The organism is Pedobacter sp. CG_S7 (assembly GCF_040544395.1).
Lineage (GTDB): Bacteria > Bacteroidota > Bacteroidia > Sphingobacteriales > Sphingobacteriaceae > Pedobacter.
The window spans coordinates 88,920-106,093 of record NZ_JBEONS010000004.1 but is presented as its reverse complement, the minus strand read 5'-3'; the positions used below and the strand labels follow the sequence as shown (position 1 = coordinate 106,093).

19 protein-coding genes are annotated in these 17,174 nt (G+C 37.4%); 8 read left to right on the top strand and 11 right to left on the bottom strand.

Annotated elements, in window-relative coordinates; genetic code table 11:
• Position 1 precedes the first annotated feature (1 nt).
• From AAKU52_RS04270 to gltX, 3 genes are read right to left on the bottom strand one after another with little or no spacing between them, the layout of a single operon-like run.
• Positions 2 to 1,129, bottom strand: coding sequence for an ATP-binding response regulator (locus AAKU52_RS04270; protein WP_354330583.1), 1,128 nt, complete (start codon positions 1,127 to 1,129; stop codon positions 2 to 4).
• A gap of 29 nt (positions 1,130 to 1,158) precedes the next feature.
• Positions 1,159 to 1,989 (bottom strand): KPN_02809 family neutral zinc metallopeptidase, encoded by an 831-nt coding sequence (gene ypfJ, locus AAKU52_RS04265; RefSeq protein ID WP_354330581.1) that lies wholly within the window; start codon positions 1,987 to 1,989, stop codon positions 1,159 to 1,161.
• An 8-nt stretch (positions 1,990 to 1,997) separates the two neighbouring features.
• Positions 1,998 to 3,506 carry a glutamate--tRNA ligase gene (gltX, locus tag AAKU52_RS04260; RefSeq protein WP_354330579.1) on the bottom strand — a complete coding sequence of 503 codons (1,509 nt, stop codon included), beginning with the start codon at positions 3,504 to 3,506 and terminating at the stop codon, positions 1,998 to 2,000.
• Between the two features lie 88 nt (positions 3,507 to 3,594).
• Here gltX and AAKU52_RS04255 point away from each other — a divergent pair, with 88 nt between their 5' ends.
• The 5 genes from AAKU52_RS04255 (at position 3,595) to AAKU52_RS04235 (ending at position 7,005) form a co-directional block, all read left to right on the top strand.
• Positions 3,595 to 4,806: a sensor histidine kinase gene (locus AAKU52_RS04255; RefSeq protein ID WP_354330577.1), complete on the top strand. Its 1,212-nt coding sequence runs from the start codon at positions 3,595 to 3,597 to the stop codon at positions 4,804 to 4,806.
• Positions 4,787 to 5,293, top strand: coding sequence for a DinB family protein (locus tag AAKU52_RS04250; RefSeq protein ID WP_354330575.1), 507 nt, complete (start codon positions 4,787 to 4,789; stop codon positions 5,291 to 5,293). Before AAKU52_RS04255 ends, AAKU52_RS04250 begins: the two co-directional genes overlap by 20 nt.
• Before the next feature lie 221 nt (positions 5,294 to 5,514).
• A complete protein-coding gene (locus AAKU52_RS04245; protein WP_354330573.1) occupies positions 5,515 to 5,871 on the top strand; it encodes a DUF6249 domain-containing protein in 357 nt (118 codons plus the stop codon).
• 79 nt (positions 5,872 to 5,950) lie between these two features.
• On the top strand, positions 5,951 to 6,529 hold the full coding sequence (locus AAKU52_RS04240; protein ID WP_354330571.1) for an RNA polymerase sigma factor: 579 nt from the start codon (positions 5,951 to 5,953) through the stop codon (positions 6,527 to 6,529).
• The gene (locus tag AAKU52_RS04235) at positions 6,526 to 7,005 is read left to right on the top strand and encodes an anti-sigma factor (RefSeq protein WP_354330569.1); all 480 of its coding nucleotides are present in this window, start codon (positions 6,526 to 6,528) and stop codon (positions 7,003 to 7,005) included. The genes AAKU52_RS04240 and AAKU52_RS04235 overlap by 4 nt, the downstream gene beginning before the upstream one ends.
• A gap of 53 nt (positions 7,006 to 7,058) precedes the next feature.
• Here the strand turns inward: AAKU52_RS04235 and AAKU52_RS04230 are convergent, their stop codons facing one another.
• The gene (locus AAKU52_RS04230; protein ID WP_354330566.1) at positions 7,059 to 7,619 is read right to left on the bottom strand and encodes a DUF2911 domain-containing protein; all 561 of its coding nucleotides are present in this window, start codon (positions 7,617 to 7,619) and stop codon (positions 7,059 to 7,061) included.
• Between the two features lie 11 nt (positions 7,620 to 7,630).
• Complete coding sequence (locus AAKU52_RS04225; protein ID WP_354330564.1) at positions 7,631 to 7,813, bottom strand: hypothetical protein; 183 nt, start codon at positions 7,811 to 7,813, stop codon at positions 7,631 to 7,633.
• Positions 7,814 to 8,066: 253 nt separating this feature from the next.
• Here AAKU52_RS04225 and AAKU52_RS04220 point away from each other — a divergent pair, with 253 nt between their 5' ends.
• Positions 8,067 to 10,658, top strand: a complete 2,592-nt coding sequence (locus tag AAKU52_RS04220; RefSeq protein WP_354330562.1) for a phosphoenolpyruvate carboxylase — start codon at positions 8,067 to 8,069, stop codon at positions 10,656 to 10,658.
• 294 nt (positions 10,659 to 10,952) lie between these two features.
• Here the strand turns inward: AAKU52_RS04220 and AAKU52_RS04215 are convergent, their stop codons facing one another.
• From AAKU52_RS04215 to AAKU52_RS04200, 4 genes are all read right to left on the bottom strand, one after another.
• A complete protein-coding gene (locus AAKU52_RS04215) occupies positions 10,953 to 11,537 on the bottom strand; it encodes a carboxymuconolactone decarboxylase family protein (protein ID WP_354330560.1) in 585 nt (194 codons plus the stop codon).
• A gap of 75 nt (positions 11,538 to 11,612) precedes the next feature.
• The gene (locus AAKU52_RS04210) at positions 11,613 to 12,158 is read right to left on the bottom strand and encodes a peroxiredoxin (RefSeq protein WP_354330558.1); all 546 of its coding nucleotides are present in this window, start codon (positions 12,156 to 12,158) and stop codon (positions 11,613 to 11,615) included.
• Between the two features lie 112 nt (positions 12,159 to 12,270).
• The gene (gene ygiD / locus AAKU52_RS04205; protein WP_354330556.1) at positions 12,271 to 13,098 is read right to left on the bottom strand and encodes a 4,5-DOPA-extradiol-dioxygenase; all 828 of its coding nucleotides are present in this window, start codon (positions 13,096 to 13,098) and stop codon (positions 12,271 to 12,273) included.
• 491 nt (positions 13,099 to 13,589) lie between these two features.
• Positions 13,590 to 13,994 carry an HYC_CC_PP family protein gene (locus AAKU52_RS04200; protein ID WP_354330554.1) on the bottom strand — a complete coding sequence of 135 codons (405 nt, stop codon included), beginning with the start codon at positions 13,992 to 13,994 and terminating at the stop codon, positions 13,590 to 13,592.
• 109 nt (positions 13,995 to 14,103) lie between these two features.
• Between AAKU52_RS04200 and AAKU52_RS04195 the strand changes: the two genes are divergently transcribed.
• Both AAKU52_RS04195 and AAKU52_RS04190 read left to right on the top strand, forming a co-directional pair.
• Positions 14,104 to 14,802 carry a peptidylprolyl isomerase gene (locus AAKU52_RS04195; protein ID WP_354330552.1) on the top strand — a complete coding sequence of 233 codons (699 nt, stop codon included), beginning with the start codon at positions 14,104 to 14,106 and terminating at the stop codon, positions 14,800 to 14,802.
• 47 nt (positions 14,803 to 14,849) lie between these two features.
• Positions 14,850 to 15,620, top strand: a complete 771-nt coding sequence (locus tag AAKU52_RS04190; protein ID WP_354330550.1) for an exodeoxyribonuclease III — start codon at positions 14,850 to 14,852, stop codon at positions 15,618 to 15,620.
• Positions 15,621 to 15,716: 96 nt separating this feature from the next.
• Here the strand turns inward: AAKU52_RS04190 and AAKU52_RS04185 are convergent, their stop codons facing one another.
• Together AAKU52_RS04185 and AAKU52_RS04180 are read right to left on the bottom strand one after the other, a co-directional pair.
• Positions 15,717 to 16,280, bottom strand: coding sequence for a 5-formyltetrahydrofolate cyclo-ligase (locus AAKU52_RS04185; protein ID WP_354330548.1), 564 nt, complete (start codon positions 16,278 to 16,280; stop codon positions 15,717 to 15,719).
• Positions 16,281 to 16,554: 274 nt separating this feature from the next.
• Complete coding sequence (locus AAKU52_RS04180; protein ID WP_354330546.1) at positions 16,555 to 17,169, bottom strand: ABC transporter ATP-binding protein; 615 nt, start codon at positions 17,167 to 17,169, stop codon at positions 16,555 to 16,557.
• Positions 17,170 to 17,174 lie beyond the last annotated feature (5 nt).

Sequence of the window (17,174 nt, the reverse complement as noted above, 5' to 3'; positions counted from 1 at the left end):
ATTAATTATTACTTTCTGGAGGGGAATTGATGGGTATGTTAAAATAAAATTCAGATCCTTCGCCAAGTTTGCTTATTACTCCCACTTCGCCACCGTGTCTTTTGATAATCTCTGCAGAAATATAGAGGCCAATTCCCAATCCCTGGAACTGTATTGCAGTTTCTTCTACCCTAAAGAACTTTTCAAAAACATTATTCTGCTGACTTAAATCTATTCCAATGCCATAATCCCTAACGCCAAGGTAAATAAAGCCTGCTTCATGACGTAAATTGACACTAATTTCGGTGGTGCCTGGAGAATATTTAATTGCATTGGTTAAAAAATTAATAATAACCTGTTCAATTCGCATTTCATCACCAAAAATTGGAATAGTGATCGACCCGTTTTTAATGATTTTGAAATCTGGATTCGAGTGATGGATGATTTCCATTACATTATCCAGCAGCTCATCCATATTAAAATCTTTATTATTGAATTTAAGCTTTCCACTTTCTATTTTGGAGATATCCAGCAGGTCGGCAATCAAGTCATTTAATTTTTCCAGCTGTGCCTGTGCCTTTTGTAAATGCCTCTTTACGGTAATCAAATCACCTTTATCTATAGATCGTTCAAGTAATTGCACATAACCTTTAACGCTAGTTAAGGGTGTTTTCAATTCATGACTAGCAATGCTGATAAACTCATCTTTTTTATTTTCAGCAATCTTTCGAATTTCTATTTCATGTAAAAGGGCTTTTTGTACTTCTATTAGTTTACGACTTTGTTCGTATATACGATAAAAGGTTTTCACTTTTAACAGCAAAATACCCATATCTACAGGCTTCGTAATGTAATCAAGGCCACCCGAAGAATAGCCTTTGGTAATAAAATTCACATCGGTATTAACGGCAGATAGAAAAATAATAGCCGTTTCTTTAGCTTTGCTATACCCTGAAATTGCTTCAGCCACTTCAAAGCCATCCATTCCGGGCATTTGAACATCAAGAATAATTAAAACATATTCATTTTTAAGAACTTTTTTAAGGGCTTCTTCTCCAGATGCGGCGGTGTCAACATCAAAATGATGTGCTTCAAGAACTTTCTTTAGGGAAATTAAGTTTTGGGGAGTGTCATCAACAATTAGGATCATTATTTTTTCAGGAAGGTAAAATTAATTAACTAAAGTTCGGTATCAAAGGTATCGCCTTGTTTAATGTCGCCAGTTTCAAAACCTTTTTTAAACCAGTGCATACGTTGAGCAGATGTTCCATGTGTAAAAGCATCAGGGACGACTTCACCTTGCGCTTGTTTTTGCAATTTATCATCACCAATGGCATTGGCTGCATTTAACGCCTCTTCAATATCACCTTCTTCCAATTTAAAATCTTTTAAGTTTTGTGCATCGTGAGCCCACACACCGGCAAAAAAATCTGCCTGAAGTTCCAGCTTTACAGAAAGCTTATTGTATTCTTTCTCACTAAGTTGGCTTCTGTAACGATCCATTTTTTCAGTAATGCCAAGGAGGTTTTGAACATGATGCCCAACTTCATGAGCAATGACATAAGCTTCAGCAAAATCACCCGAAGCACCAAACCTATCCTTTAATTCTTGATAAAACGTAAGATCAATATATACTTTACGGTCGCCGGGGCAATAAAAAGGTCCGACAGCAGCGCTGGCATTTCCGCAAGCCGATTGAACCATGTTATCAAAAAGAACCAATACGGGTTTCTCATAAGTGTTATTCATGGCCTTAAACTGCTGCTCCCAAACCTGGTTGGTTGATTCGAGTACACCATCTACAAATTTGCCACGTTCATCTGTCGGACTACCCAGTGCGACTTCCTGCTGGTTAGCAACAGGAAGTTGACTAACTAATCCGGTTAAATCTCTTCCAAAAAGGAGACCAAGAACAACGACAATAATACCTATCCCTCCACCAAGAGCTTTACCGCCACTCATGCCTCGCCTATCTTCTATATTACCACTTCCTTTTCCGAACCATTGCATAATAAAAATTATTTAAATGAGATAAGCGCATCATTTATTCTTTTTGCCGTTTCTTGAGCACCCAATAATTGAGCAATATCAAAAACTCCCGGTCCAAATTTGCCACCAACCAACATCACACGTAATGGGAGCATTAACTCACCTGGTTTAAGACTATGTAACTGAGCCATCGCTTTAAACTGTTCTTCCAACTGCTGAGCAGATAAATTTTCATTTAATACAGTAATAAAGGCCTTAAAAAAGTTTTCCTTTTCTATATTCCACTTCGGTTTAACTGCAGCTAGATCATATTCCTTAGGAGAAACAAAAAAGTAAGCACTTTGTGTGATGAAATCAGTTAACAAACTGCAACGATCTTTAATTAAGTCAATTACTTTTTCTAAATCAACTTCAGGCTGTAATGTAATTCCTTTATCTGCAAAACCTTCCTGCACAAAAGGCAATAGTTTATTAACTGTTGAATTCTTGATCCATTCATGATTATACCATTTTGCCTTTTCAAAATCAAATTTAGCACCTGCCTTACTGATTCTGTCGATAGAAAAACTATTAATCAACTCTTCCATGGTGAAAATTTCCTTATCACTTCCATCATTCCAGCCCAGCATCGCTAAGAGATTAACAAAAGCTTCGGGCATAAAACCTAATTCCTTAAAACCTGCAGTAATATCGCCAGTTTTAGGATCAGTCCAGTTTTGAGCATAAACAGGAAACCCTAAACGATCGCCATCCCGTTTGCTTAGTTTCCCATTTCCATCAGGTTTTAAAATCAATGGCAAGTGTATCCAGTGTGGCATAACATCAGCCCAACCTAAATAACGCCATAATAAGATGTGTACAGGAGCAGAAGGCAGCCATTCTTCACCTCTAAAAATATGACTGATTTCCATGGCATGGTCGTCAGCAACTACAGCTAAATGATAAGTTGGCATGCCATCAGCCTTTAATAAAACTTTATCGTCGACAAGGTTTGTATCAAAAGCAACATGCCCTCTAATTAAATCTATAAAAGAAACCTGTTCATTCTCAGGCATTTTGATACGAACGACATAAGGTGTTTTATTAGCTAAAAGTGCAGCTAATTCTGGATCAGGTAAAGTAAGGGAATTGCGCATTTGCATCCTATTAGCCTGACCATATAAAAAGTTAGGAAATTCTTTACGTTTGGCGTCCAGCTCTTTTGTTGTGTCAAAGGCATAATAAGCAAATCCATCTGCAATAAGCTGATCTGCATATTGTTTGTAAGTTGCTTTTCGTTCACTCTGGCGGTAAGGTGCAAAATCACCACCCTTTTGCGGACTTTCATCTGGTGAGATACCACACCATTCTAAACAAGACACAATATATTCTTCAGCACCAGCAACAAACCGGTTTTGATCAGTATCCTCGACCCTTAAAATAAAAGTACCCTTATTTTTTTTGGCAAATAAATAGTTGAACAGTGCAGTGCGAACACCGCCCAAATGTAGTCCGCCAGTTGGACTAGGAGCAAACCTTACTCTTACTTTCTTTTCCATAATCTTACTGCAAATATATATTTTTTACAGGGTTACCGTTGTATTGATACGTTATTGAATGCTATTTAGTAATTTGCGACCATATTTTATGAACCCATACGAAAAAAAACGTCGCTGGAAATTATTCTTACTGGTCTTTGCCATGGTAATTGGTACCGCCTCAGTTTTTTATACTGATTTCTTTGTAAAGAAGATGGAGCGTGAGGAAAAAATTCAGTTTGAACTTTGGGTAAAAGGCACTGAAAAATCTTCACAGATCTTTGATGATCTGCTCTATGCAGAAGTGCTCAACATGATCGTTTCCAGCAGTACTGTTCCTGTGATCTTAACCGACACCACGGGCACAAGAATTCAGACCTATTTGAGGCTCGACAGTACAAAGACAAATTACATGGATGCTACAGCCAAGGCAACTTACGATCCTGGCTATTTCCAGCGTGAGCTTAGGAAAATGAAGGAACAACATGACCCTTTGCCCATTAATTACATGGGTACAGAAATGCTGGTTTTCTACAAAGATTCCTTTATTTTAACGCAGCTTCGTTATTTTCCTTATATCCAACTGGGTGTTATTGGCCTGTTCTTAATGACGGCATATGTTGCATTCAGTTCTGCAAGAAAATTAGAACAGGATCAGGTCTGGGTTGGAATGGCAAAAGAAACAGCACATCAACTAGGCACACCCATATCCTCGCTAATGGCTTGGGTAGAACTTATAAAATCCAGGTTTAATGCAGAAGACGATCCCCTGATTGCAGAAATGGAAAATGACATCAAAAGACTCGAAGTGGTAACGGACAGGTTCTCAAAGATCGGATCCAAACCTGTTCTTGAGGATCACGTTGTCTTTCTGGTCATCAGTAATTTCATAGATTACTTTAAATTGAGAACGTCAGATAAAATCATCTTTAACATCACTGGCGACGAACAAGTAAGAGCATTATTAAATGTACCTTTATTTGATTGGGTAATTGAAAACCTTTTAAAAAATGCCGCCAATGCCATTTCTAATGAGGGAAGTATAACGGTTAATATCATTGAAAACCTGGCTAAGGAAGAAGTCTTTATTGATGTAACCGATACGGGAAAAGGAATTCAGCGATCTAAATTTGATGCGGTTTTTCAACCCGGATATACAACCAGAAAGCGAGGTTGGGGACTGGGATTATCACTTACACGACGTATTATTGAAAACTACCATAGTGGAGAAATATTTGTTAAAGATTCTGAAATAGGCCGAGGTACTACTTTCCGCATCATTCTAAAAAGCAGCATTACTTATGAACCGACCACAACCTAACGAATACCCCAATTGGGCAGAAAAATACATACAACTTGTTGAACAAGAAGATGTGCTTGCTATTCTAGAAAAGCAAGCACAGGAATTTCCTGATTATTTAATCAATCTTATTGAAAAAGCAGACTATGCCTATGCACCAGAAAAATGGACAATAAAAGAACTTGTGGCCCACATTATTGATACGGAGCGCATTTTATGTTTTCGCTTGCTCTCCTTTGCCAGAGGCGATAACAATTTACTGCCTGGATTTGAAGAAGATGCCTATGTTAAAAATGCACACTTCGCCGATAGGAGCCTATTTAGTCTAGGCGAAGAATTTTCTTTACTAAGAAAAGCAAATTTATACCTGTTTAAGTCTATAAATGAAACAGAATTGAACCGAGGAGGAATAGCCTCAGAAAAGTTTATGACTGTTCGTGCCTTACTTTTTATCATGGCCGGACACCTCATTCACCATACAAATATTATTAAAGAGCGTTACGTTTAATGTGGTTTAAAGAATTTACACTAGAACAAATTAACGATCGTGAAAAATTCTTAACAGAGAACGGGTAAGCCGTTTAACGGTTGTTATTCTACTTAGGTCACATTAATAAAGCCAGCTTCGGTTAATAATTTAAATGCAGGTGTAACCTGTAATAAAAAAGTCTCGTCTTAGCTGTTACATAATTAATTAATCCAATTATTTAACAATTAAAACACAAAACAATGGGACCAGAAATAGTATTTATATTCTTGATCATTTGCGCTTCAGCAATGGTGTTTGGCATCAGGTACATGTCAAATAAAGAAAAAATGGCGATGATAGAACGGGGAATCGATCCTGGGATTTCAAAAGCAAGGCAAGCTGCTCCAAAACCATTTTTAAGCTTAAAGTTTGGATTATTATTGGTTGGATTAGGCATTGGCCTCCTCTTTGCTTTATTTACTACGGTAAACATAGAAATGAGTGAAGAACAAAATGTAGCTGTCTATTTTGGCTGTTTAGGCATTTTTGGAGGCTTTGGACTAATCATTTCCTATATTATTGAGAAAAAATGGCTAGATCAACAACCACAAGATTAAAGGTTTAGCTATTAAAAAACCCCTATATTTTCTTTAAATTACAGTAACCTTCATCTACAATAAGAGTTGCCTTAAAACTATGCAGCAGCAAACAGATCTGGACTTAATAACAGCAGTACTTGCCGGAGATACCAGCGCTTATGCCTTACTAGTGAACCGTCATAAACGCTTCGTATTTACGATGGCTTTGAAATTTGCTAGAAATAGGGAAGATGCTGAAGAAATAGCCCAGGACTGTTTTGTTAAAGCTTACCGTGCTTTAGGTACATTTAAGCAAAAATCTAAATTCAGCACCTGGCTTTACACTATTACCTATACCACGGCCATGACGTTTTTAAGAAAGAAAAGAATTGAAACCCACTCCATTGATGAAGAGAACAGTCATTTGCATCTTCATAACCATATCTCCACCTTTGAGGCCAATGGCATTGAGAAGAAATCTAAATATGTCTATTTAAACCTGGCCATCTCAAAGTTATTACCAGATAATGCGGCCATCATTAACCTTTTTTATTATGGAGAACAAAGCCTGGAAGAAATTGCAAAGGTCTTAAACATGGAAAGCAATACAGTAAAAGTAAAGTTATACCGGGCAAGACTAAGGCTAAAAGAAAAACTGGAATATTTATTGAAAGAAGAAGTAAAAGAGTTGTTATGAAAAGTATAGAAGAACAAATCTGGGAATATATTGACGGACAGCTAACCGCTAAAGATCGGGCAATTATAGCTGAAAATATTGCAAATGACCAAACCTATGCGCTCATTTATGCCGAGCTCATGGAACTACACCAACTCATATGCGTCACAGAACTGGAAGAGCCTTCGATGGCCTTTACCCGAAACATAATGGATAAAGTAAATTTGGTGTCAGCACCCATGTCTTTAAAAACGAAAGTAGATACCCGCATTATATACAGCTTAGCGGCGGTATTTCTCCTGGCTATTGTTGCTGTAAGTATTTATGCCATCGCAAATAGCACCTTTACCTTCATTAAATTTTCCAACCCTTCATTTAATTTCTCTTTAAACTTGCAACAATTGGTGAGCCCGATTGCCCTTCAAACCTTCGTTTTTTTAGACATCATTTTGGCCCTGCTTTACCTTGACCGTTTCTACAGAAGCAAAAAAGCCTAAAAACAGAAAAAGCCCAGGAAAAATTTTCCCAGGCTTCACTTTTTGATATTTTTCTATTTAAATTGAATTGGCAATTGAACAGAGGTTTTATCCCATCCTATAACAAGGTCTGCACCACTGGTTTGTGGAACAAAAGTAATAGAGAAAGCTTCCACCACACTCGCCAATGGTTTTACAGGAACGTCAATACGAACCACGTCCAAACTTTGATTGTAAGTGTAAGCACCCCATCGGTCTGTTTGCTGGTTTAGAATTAAAGTCCAGGTTTCTTTATTTGGAATAGCAAATAAACTGTAGGTTCCTGCTTTTATAGCTTTCTTTCCAATGGTAACCGGTTTATAAAACTTAATGTCTACACTTTCGTTAGCTCCCAAACGATAAATTTTACCGAATGGCTCTAAAACACCAAATATCTCCCGTCCTTTTTTTGACGGTCTTGAGTAGACAACCTTTATTACTGGAGTTGAGGTATCACCAGCCTTTAATTTTGCCGCATTTAGAGGGTAGAATACAACATCTAAAGGGCTGGAATCAACTCCAGCAAATTTAACTTCCTGCGCATTTACGGCAAACCCGATAAATGCAACAAGTAACAACAGACTTAGTTTTTTCATATTTGAAATAATTAGTATTTACGTCCTTTAACAATTTTATTAAGGAATAATGCAGAGATTATAAATCCAATCAGACCGCCTAACAGCGAATAACCAAAACTACCGGAAATGATAGCTCCAATTAAAACCCCGAAAAACAGGCCTAAAACATAATAAACCCAATCAAAACTTGCTTTATTTTCTTCGTTAATCATTTTTAAAAATTCTTATGTCAAAGGTATTGAATTATTTTAAAAATGCCAGTGCTTAAATTGTAGATAAACATATATATCTTAATTAAGTCAATTCTAGCATTTAAAAAATTTTTAGTTCAACCTAGCCATTCATGAAACAATAAGAGCCATGTTTGAAAGATTTTTCTACTTCCAATTTCCAAATTATTGACACCAAATGACGTGTATGTTAATCATTTTTCTTAGATTAAGCCCAAAAATAATACCCGTTAACATGAACCACAAACTAAAAGCTACAGGACAAAAAGAATTAATCTTCAATAATGAAGTGGTTTCCAGGTTTGAACTATATAATAGCTTGTTCCTTACCCTCCCTTTTTATAAAATAAAAGACACAGGTACATTATTACCCCTTTTTATCAAGCATTGCGAAGAAGGAGTAAAAGCACATGCCACTTCCGCACAAATTATCAGCACCTTTTTTGATAAATACGCACAGAATTCTACCGATAAAGATGTCATTGACCTCCTATTTCGGTTTATTCAATACATTGAGCGACAGGTTGTACTCTTTGATGCGGTGGAAGATGCTTCTTTCAACAAGCTGAATACCATGGACGACCAGACTTCGCTGCACTCTTACCTATCTAAGGGGGTTGATAATGAAGAATTAGGCAATAAAATCAAAAAGCTGATTGAAGACTTCTCTTTACGTCTTGTTTTAACTGCTCACCCTACTCAGTTTTACCCTGGCAGCGTACTTTCCATTATAACAGATCTTACTGCTGCTTTAAAAACAAATGACATCACCAGTATCAACGAGCTTTTACAGCAACTCGGTAAAACGCCTTTCTTCAATAAAAAGTCGCCTACACCAGTTGATGAGGCTTTAAGCTTAGCTTGGTACCTCGAAAATGTGTTTTATTTTGCCGTTTCACAAATTCAAGCTGAGGTAGATCAAAATTTAAATGAGTTTCAGCTGGAATCAAAAAAGATCATAGAGCTAGGCTTTTGGCCGGGTGGCGATAGAGATGGCAATCCAAATGTACATACAGAAGATACCATACAGGTTGCTAAAATGTTGCGCCAGATTTTATTCGTTTGCTATTACCGTGATTTCAGAAAACTAAAGCGCCGCATTACTTTCAGAGGGGTTGAAGATACCATTGCTATTGTACAGGATGTGCTCTATAAAAATGCTTTTGACACGAATATTGAGCCTGAAAATATTGCTGAAAGTCTTATTGAGAATTTATATGAGATAAAAAATACGTTAGTAGAAGATCATGACGGACTATTCGCTGATCTTGTAGACGATTTAATTAGGAAAGTAAATCTTTTTGGCTGTCACTTTGCTTCCCTTGACATCAGACAGGATAGCCGCGTACTGAGAGATGTTCATGCTTTCTGCCGCCAGAGTAAGCCAATTATTTCTCTTTTCCCAGAGAACTATGAGTCACTAACTGAAGCCGAAAAAATCAAGGTGCTGTCTTTCAAAACAGCAAAAGTGATTTACCCCGAACAAAATGATGAGCTAATTAACGACACCCTTGATACCATTGCCGAAATCAAAGCCATCCAAAAATGTAACGGTGAGCTGGCCTGCCACCGGTTCATCATCAGTAACTGTCAGGAGGCAAGCGATATCCTGCAACTGATGGAACTTTTCTTATGGAACGGTTGGGATAATGAAAATTTAAGCATCGACTTTGTGCCTCTTTTTGAAACAGTAAATGATTTGGAAGGTGCCGATGAAATTATGCAAACCCTGTATACACATCCTTTCTACAAAAAGCACCTCGAAAAAAGAGGGAATAAACAGGATATAATGCTTGGCTTTTCAGATAGCACAAAAGATGGCGGTTATTTAATGGCCAATTGGTCTATTTTAAATGCAAAAGTAGCCTTAACGGCAATTTCAGATGCACACAACATCCGTTTGGCCTTTTTTGACGGCCGTGGTGGCCCACCAGCAAGAGGTGGAGGTAAAACACATCGTTTTTATGCTTCAATGGGTAAAGAAATTGCTAACGAAAATATTCAGCTAACCATACAAGGGCAAACAATCAGTTCACAATATGGTTCTATAGACAGTGCCGAATTTAACATGTCCCAGTTGATTAATGCCGGCATAACTTCAGGTATACGTGAAAAACATAACATCCTGCTGGATCCGGTAAATAAGGAATTGATGGATGTTATGGCGAGCGACAGCTATGAATCTTTCATTGCCTTACGTAAACATCCTTTGTTCTTGAGTTACCTGGAAAAATTCTCGCCACTAAATCTGCTTTCTAAAATTAATATCAGTAGCAGACCAGTGAAACGTAATTCGGGAGAACGCTTGAAACTGGAAGACCTGAGAGCAATTAGCTTTGTTACCGCCTGGGGACAGCTTAAACAGAATATTCCTGGTTTTTACGGGGTTGGTACTGCGTTAAAGAAACAAGAAGAAAAAGGAAACTGGGAAAACGTACAGAAAACCTACCATAAATCAGGTTATTTTAAAACCATTATTGATAATTGTATGATGTCGATGAGCAAATCAGACTTTTCTATTACTGCTCATTTTGTAAACGACAAGGAATTTGGTGCATTCTGGAAAATGTTACACGACGAATACGAGCTTTCTAAAGCCATGCTTTTAAAGCTTACTGACCAATCTGCCTTAATGGAGAATTACCCTGTAGAACGAAGTTCTATTGCGGTTAGAGAGAAGATTATACTTCCCCTGGTATTGATACAACATTATGCACTAGGGAAACTGCAGGAAGCTCCTGCTTCGGCAGAAGAACATCAATCGTACGAAAAACTGGCTATCAGAACAGTATATGGAATTGTAAATGCGGGAAGAAACTCTACATAGCATAACAAACAACTCCAATTCTTTTTAAGCATAAAAGGAGGCTGCATCATTCAAAAAATGATCAGCCTCCTTTTTTTATGCTTTGTTATTTATGCTTCGCCTAATTTTTTTGCCTAGCAAAAGTGTAAAATGGCCTTGTCAAAATGTTAGGTTTGCCAGGACTTTGGCAGGTCCTTGCTAGGTGGTTGGTAGGTCCTTGGTAGGTCTAAATGACCTAGCAACGACCTGCCAACCACCTGCCAACATTACATCAATTTTACCGCAGCATAAAGAGAAAGCCTTAGTGTTTAAAATTTAATAGATTACTTTACCAGCCGAGGTAATAATAGAAGCAATTCTAACCGCATCAAAAATTCTTTCTTCGGAAGCACCTAAACCTAGAATGGATTGCTCATGTGCATTAACACACATCTCACAACCATTAACGGCTGAAACAGCAATGCTCATTAATTCGAAAAATTCTTTTCCAGTAACCGGGCTGCTCATCAGCTGCATACGTACACGTGCTGGAATTTGTGTGTATTTTTCTTTGCCAGTAAAATGGCGGAAACGATAAAACACGTTATTTAAGGCCAATAAAGAAGCGCAACCAACAGCTTCAGCTATTTCTTCTGCGGTAGCCTCTTTAGCTAGCGCCTGTTGCTCAAAAAAGTTAATTAATACCGCGTTATTATTATTAACGGCAATACTTAATGCCATTAAGGCACATTCTTTTTCATTTAAATGTGAAGAAGAAAAAGTACTGCTGAAATTTAGTTTTAAATCGCGTACATACCTGGAGTTTCCTTTTTCTAATAAAATTAAACTCTCATTTCTATAGCCAGCATCAAGACCAGCGGTCAATAATAATTCCTGGATAGTTTCTGTTACATCACTCATGGTTATCAGTTATTTTTGGGTGCAAAAAATCCCTGCAAAATTGCATTTTACAGGGATTATGGTTGAAATTAAAAATTATGCGCTTAAAGTTTCCTGGCCTTTTTCCCAGTTACAAGGACAAAGTTCATCAGTTTGTAAAGCATCAAGAACTCTGATTACTTCTTTTACGTTACGGCCAACACTAAGGTCGTTTACACATACCCAACGTACAATACCCTGAGGATCAATAATAAAAGTTGCACGGTATGCGATTTTTTCGTTTGGCTCTAAAATATCTAAAGCTTCTGCTAATGATTTAGAAGTATCTGCAAGCATTGGGAATTTTAAACCACGTAAATCATCATGGTTATTTCTCCAGGCTAAGTGAACAAATTCTGAATCTGTTGAAGCACCAATTAATTTAGTGTCACGATCACGGAATTCGCCATAATGGTTATTAAATTCGGCAATTTCAGTTGGGCATACAAAAGTAAAATCTTTTGGCCACCAAAACATACAAGTCCATTCGTTATTATCATTCACTAGAGAATCAGAACTTAATGTTTCAAACTCATTTCCTTTTTCTAAACTTACTACAGCTGTTTTTGAATATGTGGGGAATTGTTGACCTATGTTTATCATAATTGTTTTTTTTTGTTGAGACAAAGGTACGGCTATATCTCCTCAAACACAACCATTAAGCAGTTATCCTGCATACTTATTCTTGATAGTGCTATAGACAAAAGCTATAAGATTAGCTTATTCTAACAGAAGTCATGGTAAGTGAGCCACCCACAGCTTTATCATTAAAAAGGGTTACTTTTTCGGTCTCATTTTGTAAACCCAGAGTATATAAAAGCGGAAGGTAATGTTCTGGCGTAGGAATGGCATTGAGCGCGGCTTTTCCTAAATTCTTATAATCTATTAACTGCTGATGTTCGTGGTTTAAAATCAGTGTTTTAAATTGATCGTTAATTTCCAGCGCCCAGTCATAACCACCCCCTTTAATCATTTCCCAGTTCATCATCCGCAGGTTATGCACCATATTACCGCTACCCATAATCAACACTCCTTTTTTTCTAAGGGCAGAAAGTTCCCTGGCCAGTTCATAATGTTCTGTAGGCGTTTTTGTGTAATCCAAACTCAGCTGCAATACCGGAATATTGGCCATAGGGTACATGTGCCGAACAACCGTCCATGCGCCATGGTCAAGGCCCCAATCATGATCCAACTGTATAGTTGAATGATCTACCAGGTTAGTCATCTCTGTGGCAAGCTGTGGGTTTCCCGGCGCAGGGTATTCCACATCAAATAGAGGCTGCGGAAAACCACCAAAATCATGAATTGTAGCCGGAAAATCCATCGCCGTAACGAAGGTTCCACGGGTAAACCAGTGTGCTGAAACCACAACAACCGCTTTTGGCAAAGGGATAGTGCTGGCCTGCTCAACCCATGCCTTGGTAAACTCATTATCCTCTATTCCGTTCATTGGCGACCCATGACCAATAAAGAGGACAGGCATCAATTGTTCCTGAACAGGAAGTGTGGAAGACAGTGTTTTTAAGATCGATAAATCTGACATAACTAAGTGAATTAATATAATTCAAAATTAAATTCTACCCGCGCCAGGTACATATTCTTGTTATACCGGCCCTCGATATTGCCTATTAGCTGGAAACGATAGCCCGAATCTATTCGGGTACGACTATTCAGTATCAGCTGTAATGCAGGCGCTAAATCAACATAAGACCGTCCGTTTGCGGGATTTGTTTTACCTAGGGCTTCAACATATAAATTGAAATTAGGCTGGTTATAATTTTTACAAGTGAAAGGCAGCAACAGATAACCGGAGGATAAACGATAACCAAGAAGATGATTCGGACTTGGCGCACCAGCTACCTGTCTGTTTTTGGTTTCATATACCTGGCTATAACTTACTGTTCCTGAAAGGGCTAGTTTATGGAGTAATCAATAGTATTAAATTTATACTCTTTTTCATGATAATTTTTTAAGAATAATTATTAAATAAAAAAAAAGCCGCAAGCAGCCCTTTAATGAAATAATATTCCTGGTCTAATTTCTGAAAAAACAGTTGAAGAGGTGCAAAGAGGTCTTTGTGGAGAGTGGCGGCGCTTTATTTGCTATTTTAGTAAACAAGCCCGGCAAAATAGATTGCAAGAATTCTGCAATCATTGGGGTAAATAATAGTGCAATACTAAAATTTGTTGGCAAATCGACATTGGAAGCAGATTGATGCTGGTCGGTAATTTTAGATTCTACCGTTGTATTTTTACAACAGTTATCCTTTTTGGCCATCTTTTCATTGCCCATTGATTTACAAACATTACAATTTACTTTTTTTGTAAAATCAACTGAGGAAAGTTTATTGCCACAAAAATGCAAACTAAGGGCAATACCCATTACACTAAGCAGGTAAAAGGCACACAATCCATAAGCTATTTTTTGTCGCATCTTCATCAGCAAGTAAAATTAAGAATTTTAAATGATAAAAGCTGCTTGAATATCAATTCGTAGATTTGATAATAAATTGTTATTTTAAATTAATTTTAGCGCTAAACAAATTCACATGAAATACCTTTTCACCCTCTTTCTAGTATTGTTTTTTAGTATAACCTTCGCAAAAAAACCCGAAAATAAATACATTAAAATTACCACAATTCATGGAGAGTTCTTGATCAAACTGTACAATGAAACACCATTACATCGGGATAACTTTATTAAACTAGCAAAAAAAGGCTTTTATAACGGGACTATATTTCATAGGGTAATTAAGGATTTTATGCTACAGGGGGGAGATCCAGATTCAAAAAAGGCAGCAAGCGGTGTTACACTTGGCGGAGGAGATGTAGGCTACACTATCCCTGCTGAATTTAGGGACAATCTCTTTCATAAAAAAGGGGTTTTAGCAGCAGCAAGAGACGACAACCCACTTAAAGCTTCTAGCGGCTGCCAATTTTACCTTGTTCAAGGCAAAAAGTTTACCGATGAACAGCTAGATTCCCTGGAAAACAAACGCCTTCATTTTAAATTGCCTTTAAATCAGCGGCAAGTGTATAAAACCATAGGTGGCACACCGCATTTAGACAGGAATTATACTGTTTACGGGGAAATAGTGCGGGGAATAGAACTTATTGATCAGATTGCAGCAGTAAATACTGATGAAGGCAACCGACCTGTTACAGATGAGAAAATGACTGTCACAGTTTTGAAAAAGCGGGAAGCTAAAAAGCTGGAAAAAAGACTGCTTGCTTTAAACAAGCAATAGATGAATAAAAGTAGAAGTTAATTGATAACTTAAAAACAAGTAATCGCATGAAAATTATATCGTACAACATTAATGGTATCCGCGCTGCGGCCACCAAGAATTTTTTAGAATGGCTAAATGCAGTTAACCCCGACATGGTTTGTTTGCAGGAAGTGAAAGCATTACCTTCACAAATTCCTGATATCATTAACGTGATTGAACAACTGGGTTATCAGCATTTCTGGAACCCGGCAGAAAAAAAAGGTTACAGTGGTGTAGCCATCTTCAGCAAAATAAAACCAAAGCATGTGGCATACGGTTGTGGAGAAGAGTGGATTGACAAAGAAGGAAGAATTTTGAGGGCCGATTTCGAAGATTTCTCTCTAATGAGCCTTTATATGCCTTCAGGATCAAGCGGAGAGGAGCGACAGGGTAAAAAGTACGAATTTATGCGCTTTTTTGATGATTATATAGCTAAACTTCGATTGGAAATCCCTAACTTAATCCTTTCGGGAGATTATAACATTTGCCATAATGCGATTGATATCCATAACCCAAAATCTAATGCAAAATCTTCTGGTTTTTTACCTGAAGAACGGGAATGGATGGAGCTCTTTTTAAATAATGGCTTTATTGACACTTTCCGGCATTTTAATAAAGACCCACACCAATATACCTGGTGGAGTTACCGCGCTAATGCAAGGGCAAAAAATTTAGGCTGGCGTATTGACTATCAGCTGGCCACAAAGCCAATGCTGGAAAAACTCAAAAGTGTTACCATTTTACCTGATGCCGTTCATTCTGATCATTGTCCTGTTTTGCTTGAATTAACATTTTAATAGCTGTTGTGCCAACCAGGGTATTGCAATTGCTTATCTGCATCTATGTGAAGGAGCCATGCAGATGAGTAACAGCCGGAAAGATCAAGTTAAAGCTCAAATAAACGTATAAACCCCATCTGGTGTCAAACAATAATCCATTATCACATCATATTGATCTATGTCGGTTATTTCCTCTACAGGAGAAAATAGTGAGATACCCACTTTTTTAGTAGGAATGTTTTGCAGAAAACGATCATAAAAGCCTTTTCCATAACCAACCCGGTAACCACGTTTATCGAATGCCAGCAAAGGAATCAACACCAGATCTATTTGGCCTTCATGAGGGTGGTCACTTTGAGGTTCCAGGATATCATAAAGATTTTTTTCTAAACCTTTTTTGTCTGTATAAAGATGGTGTGTCATTAGGGCCGTGTCAAAATCAGCCCTTGGAACAAGGATTTTAATGTTGGGATGGTGCTGCTGCAGCCAGTCTATAAAAAGAAAAGTGTTTGGTTCATTTTTCTTTTCTATAGGAAGAAAGATATGGATTACATTGACTGTTGAAAGATCTTGTTGGATAAAATAAGCCAATAGCTGCACACTCATTTCGTGAATTTGCTCAGAACTTAAACCACTACGACGCTTCATTGCTGCTTTTCTAATCTCTGCTTTGTCCATTACAAACAAATATAAAAAAAAGATGGCTTCGGGAACCACTCCGAAGCCACAATCAACCTAAACCTAAAACTAAACTATGAAAATTCTTATTATAATTCTTTCTAATATTTTTGCCCTTTTATTTTGAAATCGCAACCTTAACTTTGACGCTTTTTCGTGCCGCAAAGGTAAATACTAAAGTTGGATTCTACAATAGTAAATTTAAAATATATTTATTAGAAGAAATTTGACTTAATTCATGACATTTTGATTAGAAAACCTTTTAAATCTTAGCCTATTTATAATCATTAACCTGAATAGTATGCTTACAAAAAGCATACTCAATTTCCTGATTTGAGCATACAACCACTAAACGATTTTCAGTAAAATCCTGTATCAACTCCTGGTACCAGTCAACCCCTTGAACATCTAAATTTGAGGTAGGCTCATCGAGCAATAAAACAGGCGTATCTGAACAGCAAGCCAACACCAACTTGGTACGTTGTTTCATTCCTGAAGAGAAGTACTTTAGCGCTTTGTCCTGGGCTTTTGCCATGCCTAAACGATGTAATACACTATCCAAATCCATCCCTTCATGGAAGGGCTTAAATTTGAAGTGAAATTGTATAGTTTCTTGTAAAGTAAATTCCTCGATCAAATCCAGATAAGGCGCAGCAAAACTGATGTGTTGATAAAAGCTTTCTACCGGTACTGGCTTGGTATTGCTATAGGCAATACTACCTTCAGAAGGCGATAAACTACCCATAACAACACTTAATAAGGTAGACTTGCCTGAGCCATTAGGGCCCAGGACAGCATATTTTTCACCGGGATTAAACTGGTAAGTAAAATTCCTGAAAATCCATTCCTGGTTAAAGCGGCGGCCTGCATTATTTAGCTCAATTTTCATTGAAC

Excerpts from the sequence above, each read along its gene's own strand:
- AAKU52_RS04270 (WP_354330583.1), bottom strand. The coding sequence starts at position 1,129 with ATGATCCTAATTGTTGATGACACTCCCCAAAACTTAATTTCCCTAAAG.
- ypfJ (WP_354330581.1), bottom strand. The coding sequence starts at position 1,989 with ATGCAATGGTTCGGAAAAGGAAGTGGTAATATAGAAGATAGGCGAGGC.
- gltX (WP_354330579.1), bottom strand. The coding sequence starts at position 3,506 with ATGGAAAAGAAAGTAAGAGTAAGGTTTGCTCCTAGTCCAACTGGCGGA.
- AAKU52_RS04255 (WP_354330577.1), top strand. The coding sequence starts at position 3,595 with ATGAACCCATACGAAAAAAAACGTCGCTGGAAATTATTCTTACTGGTC.
- AAKU52_RS04250 (WP_354330575.1), top strand. The coding sequence starts at position 4,787 with ATGAACCGACCACAACCTAACGAATACCCCAATTGGGCAGAAAAATAC.
- AAKU52_RS04245 (WP_354330573.1), top strand. The coding sequence starts at position 5,515 with ATGGGACCAGAAATAGTATTTATATTCTTGATCATTTGCGCTTCAGCA.
- AAKU52_RS04240 (WP_354330571.1), top strand. The coding sequence starts at position 5,951 with ATGCAGCAGCAAACAGATCTGGACTTAATAACAGCAGTACTTGCCGGA.
- AAKU52_RS04235 (WP_354330569.1), top strand. The coding sequence starts at position 6,526 with ATGAAAAGTATAGAAGAACAAATCTGGGAATATATTGACGGACAGCTA.
- AAKU52_RS04230 (WP_354330566.1), bottom strand. The coding sequence starts at position 7,619 with ATGAAAAAACTAAGTCTGTTGTTACTTGTTGCATTTATCGGGTTTGCC.
- AAKU52_RS04225 (WP_354330564.1), bottom strand. The coding sequence starts at position 7,813 with ATGATTAACGAAGAAAATAAAGCAAGTTTTGATTGGGTTTATTATGTT.
- AAKU52_RS04220 (WP_354330562.1), top strand. The coding sequence starts at position 8,067 with ATGAACCACAAACTAAAAGCTACAGGACAAAAAGAATTAATCTTCAAT.
- AAKU52_RS04215 (WP_354330560.1), bottom strand. The coding sequence starts at position 11,537 with ATGAGTGATGTAACAGAAACTATCCAGGAATTATTATTGACCGCTGGT.
- AAKU52_RS04210 (WP_354330558.1), bottom strand. The coding sequence starts at position 12,158 with ATGATAAACATAGGTCAACAATTCCCCACATATTCAAAAACAGCTGTA.
- ygiD (WP_354330556.1), bottom strand. The coding sequence starts at position 13,098 with ATGTCAGATTTATCGATCTTAAAAACACTGTCTTCCACACTTCCTGTT.
- AAKU52_RS04200 (WP_354330554.1), bottom strand. The coding sequence starts at position 13,994 with ATGAAGATGCGACAAAAAATAGCTTATGGATTGTGTGCCTTTTACCTG.
- AAKU52_RS04195 (WP_354330552.1), top strand. The coding sequence starts at position 14,104 with ATGAAATACCTTTTCACCCTCTTTCTAGTATTGTTTTTTAGTATAACC.
- AAKU52_RS04190 (WP_354330550.1), top strand. The coding sequence starts at position 14,850 with ATGAAAATTATATCGTACAACATTAATGGTATCCGCGCTGCGGCCACC.
- AAKU52_RS04185 (WP_354330548.1), bottom strand. The coding sequence starts at position 16,280 with ATGGACAAAGCAGAGATTAGAAAAGCAGCAATGAAGCGTCGTAGTGGT.
- AAKU52_RS04180 (WP_354330546.1), bottom strand. The coding sequence starts at position 17,169 with ATGAAAATTGAGCTAAATAATGCAGGCCGCCGCTTTAACCAGGAATGG.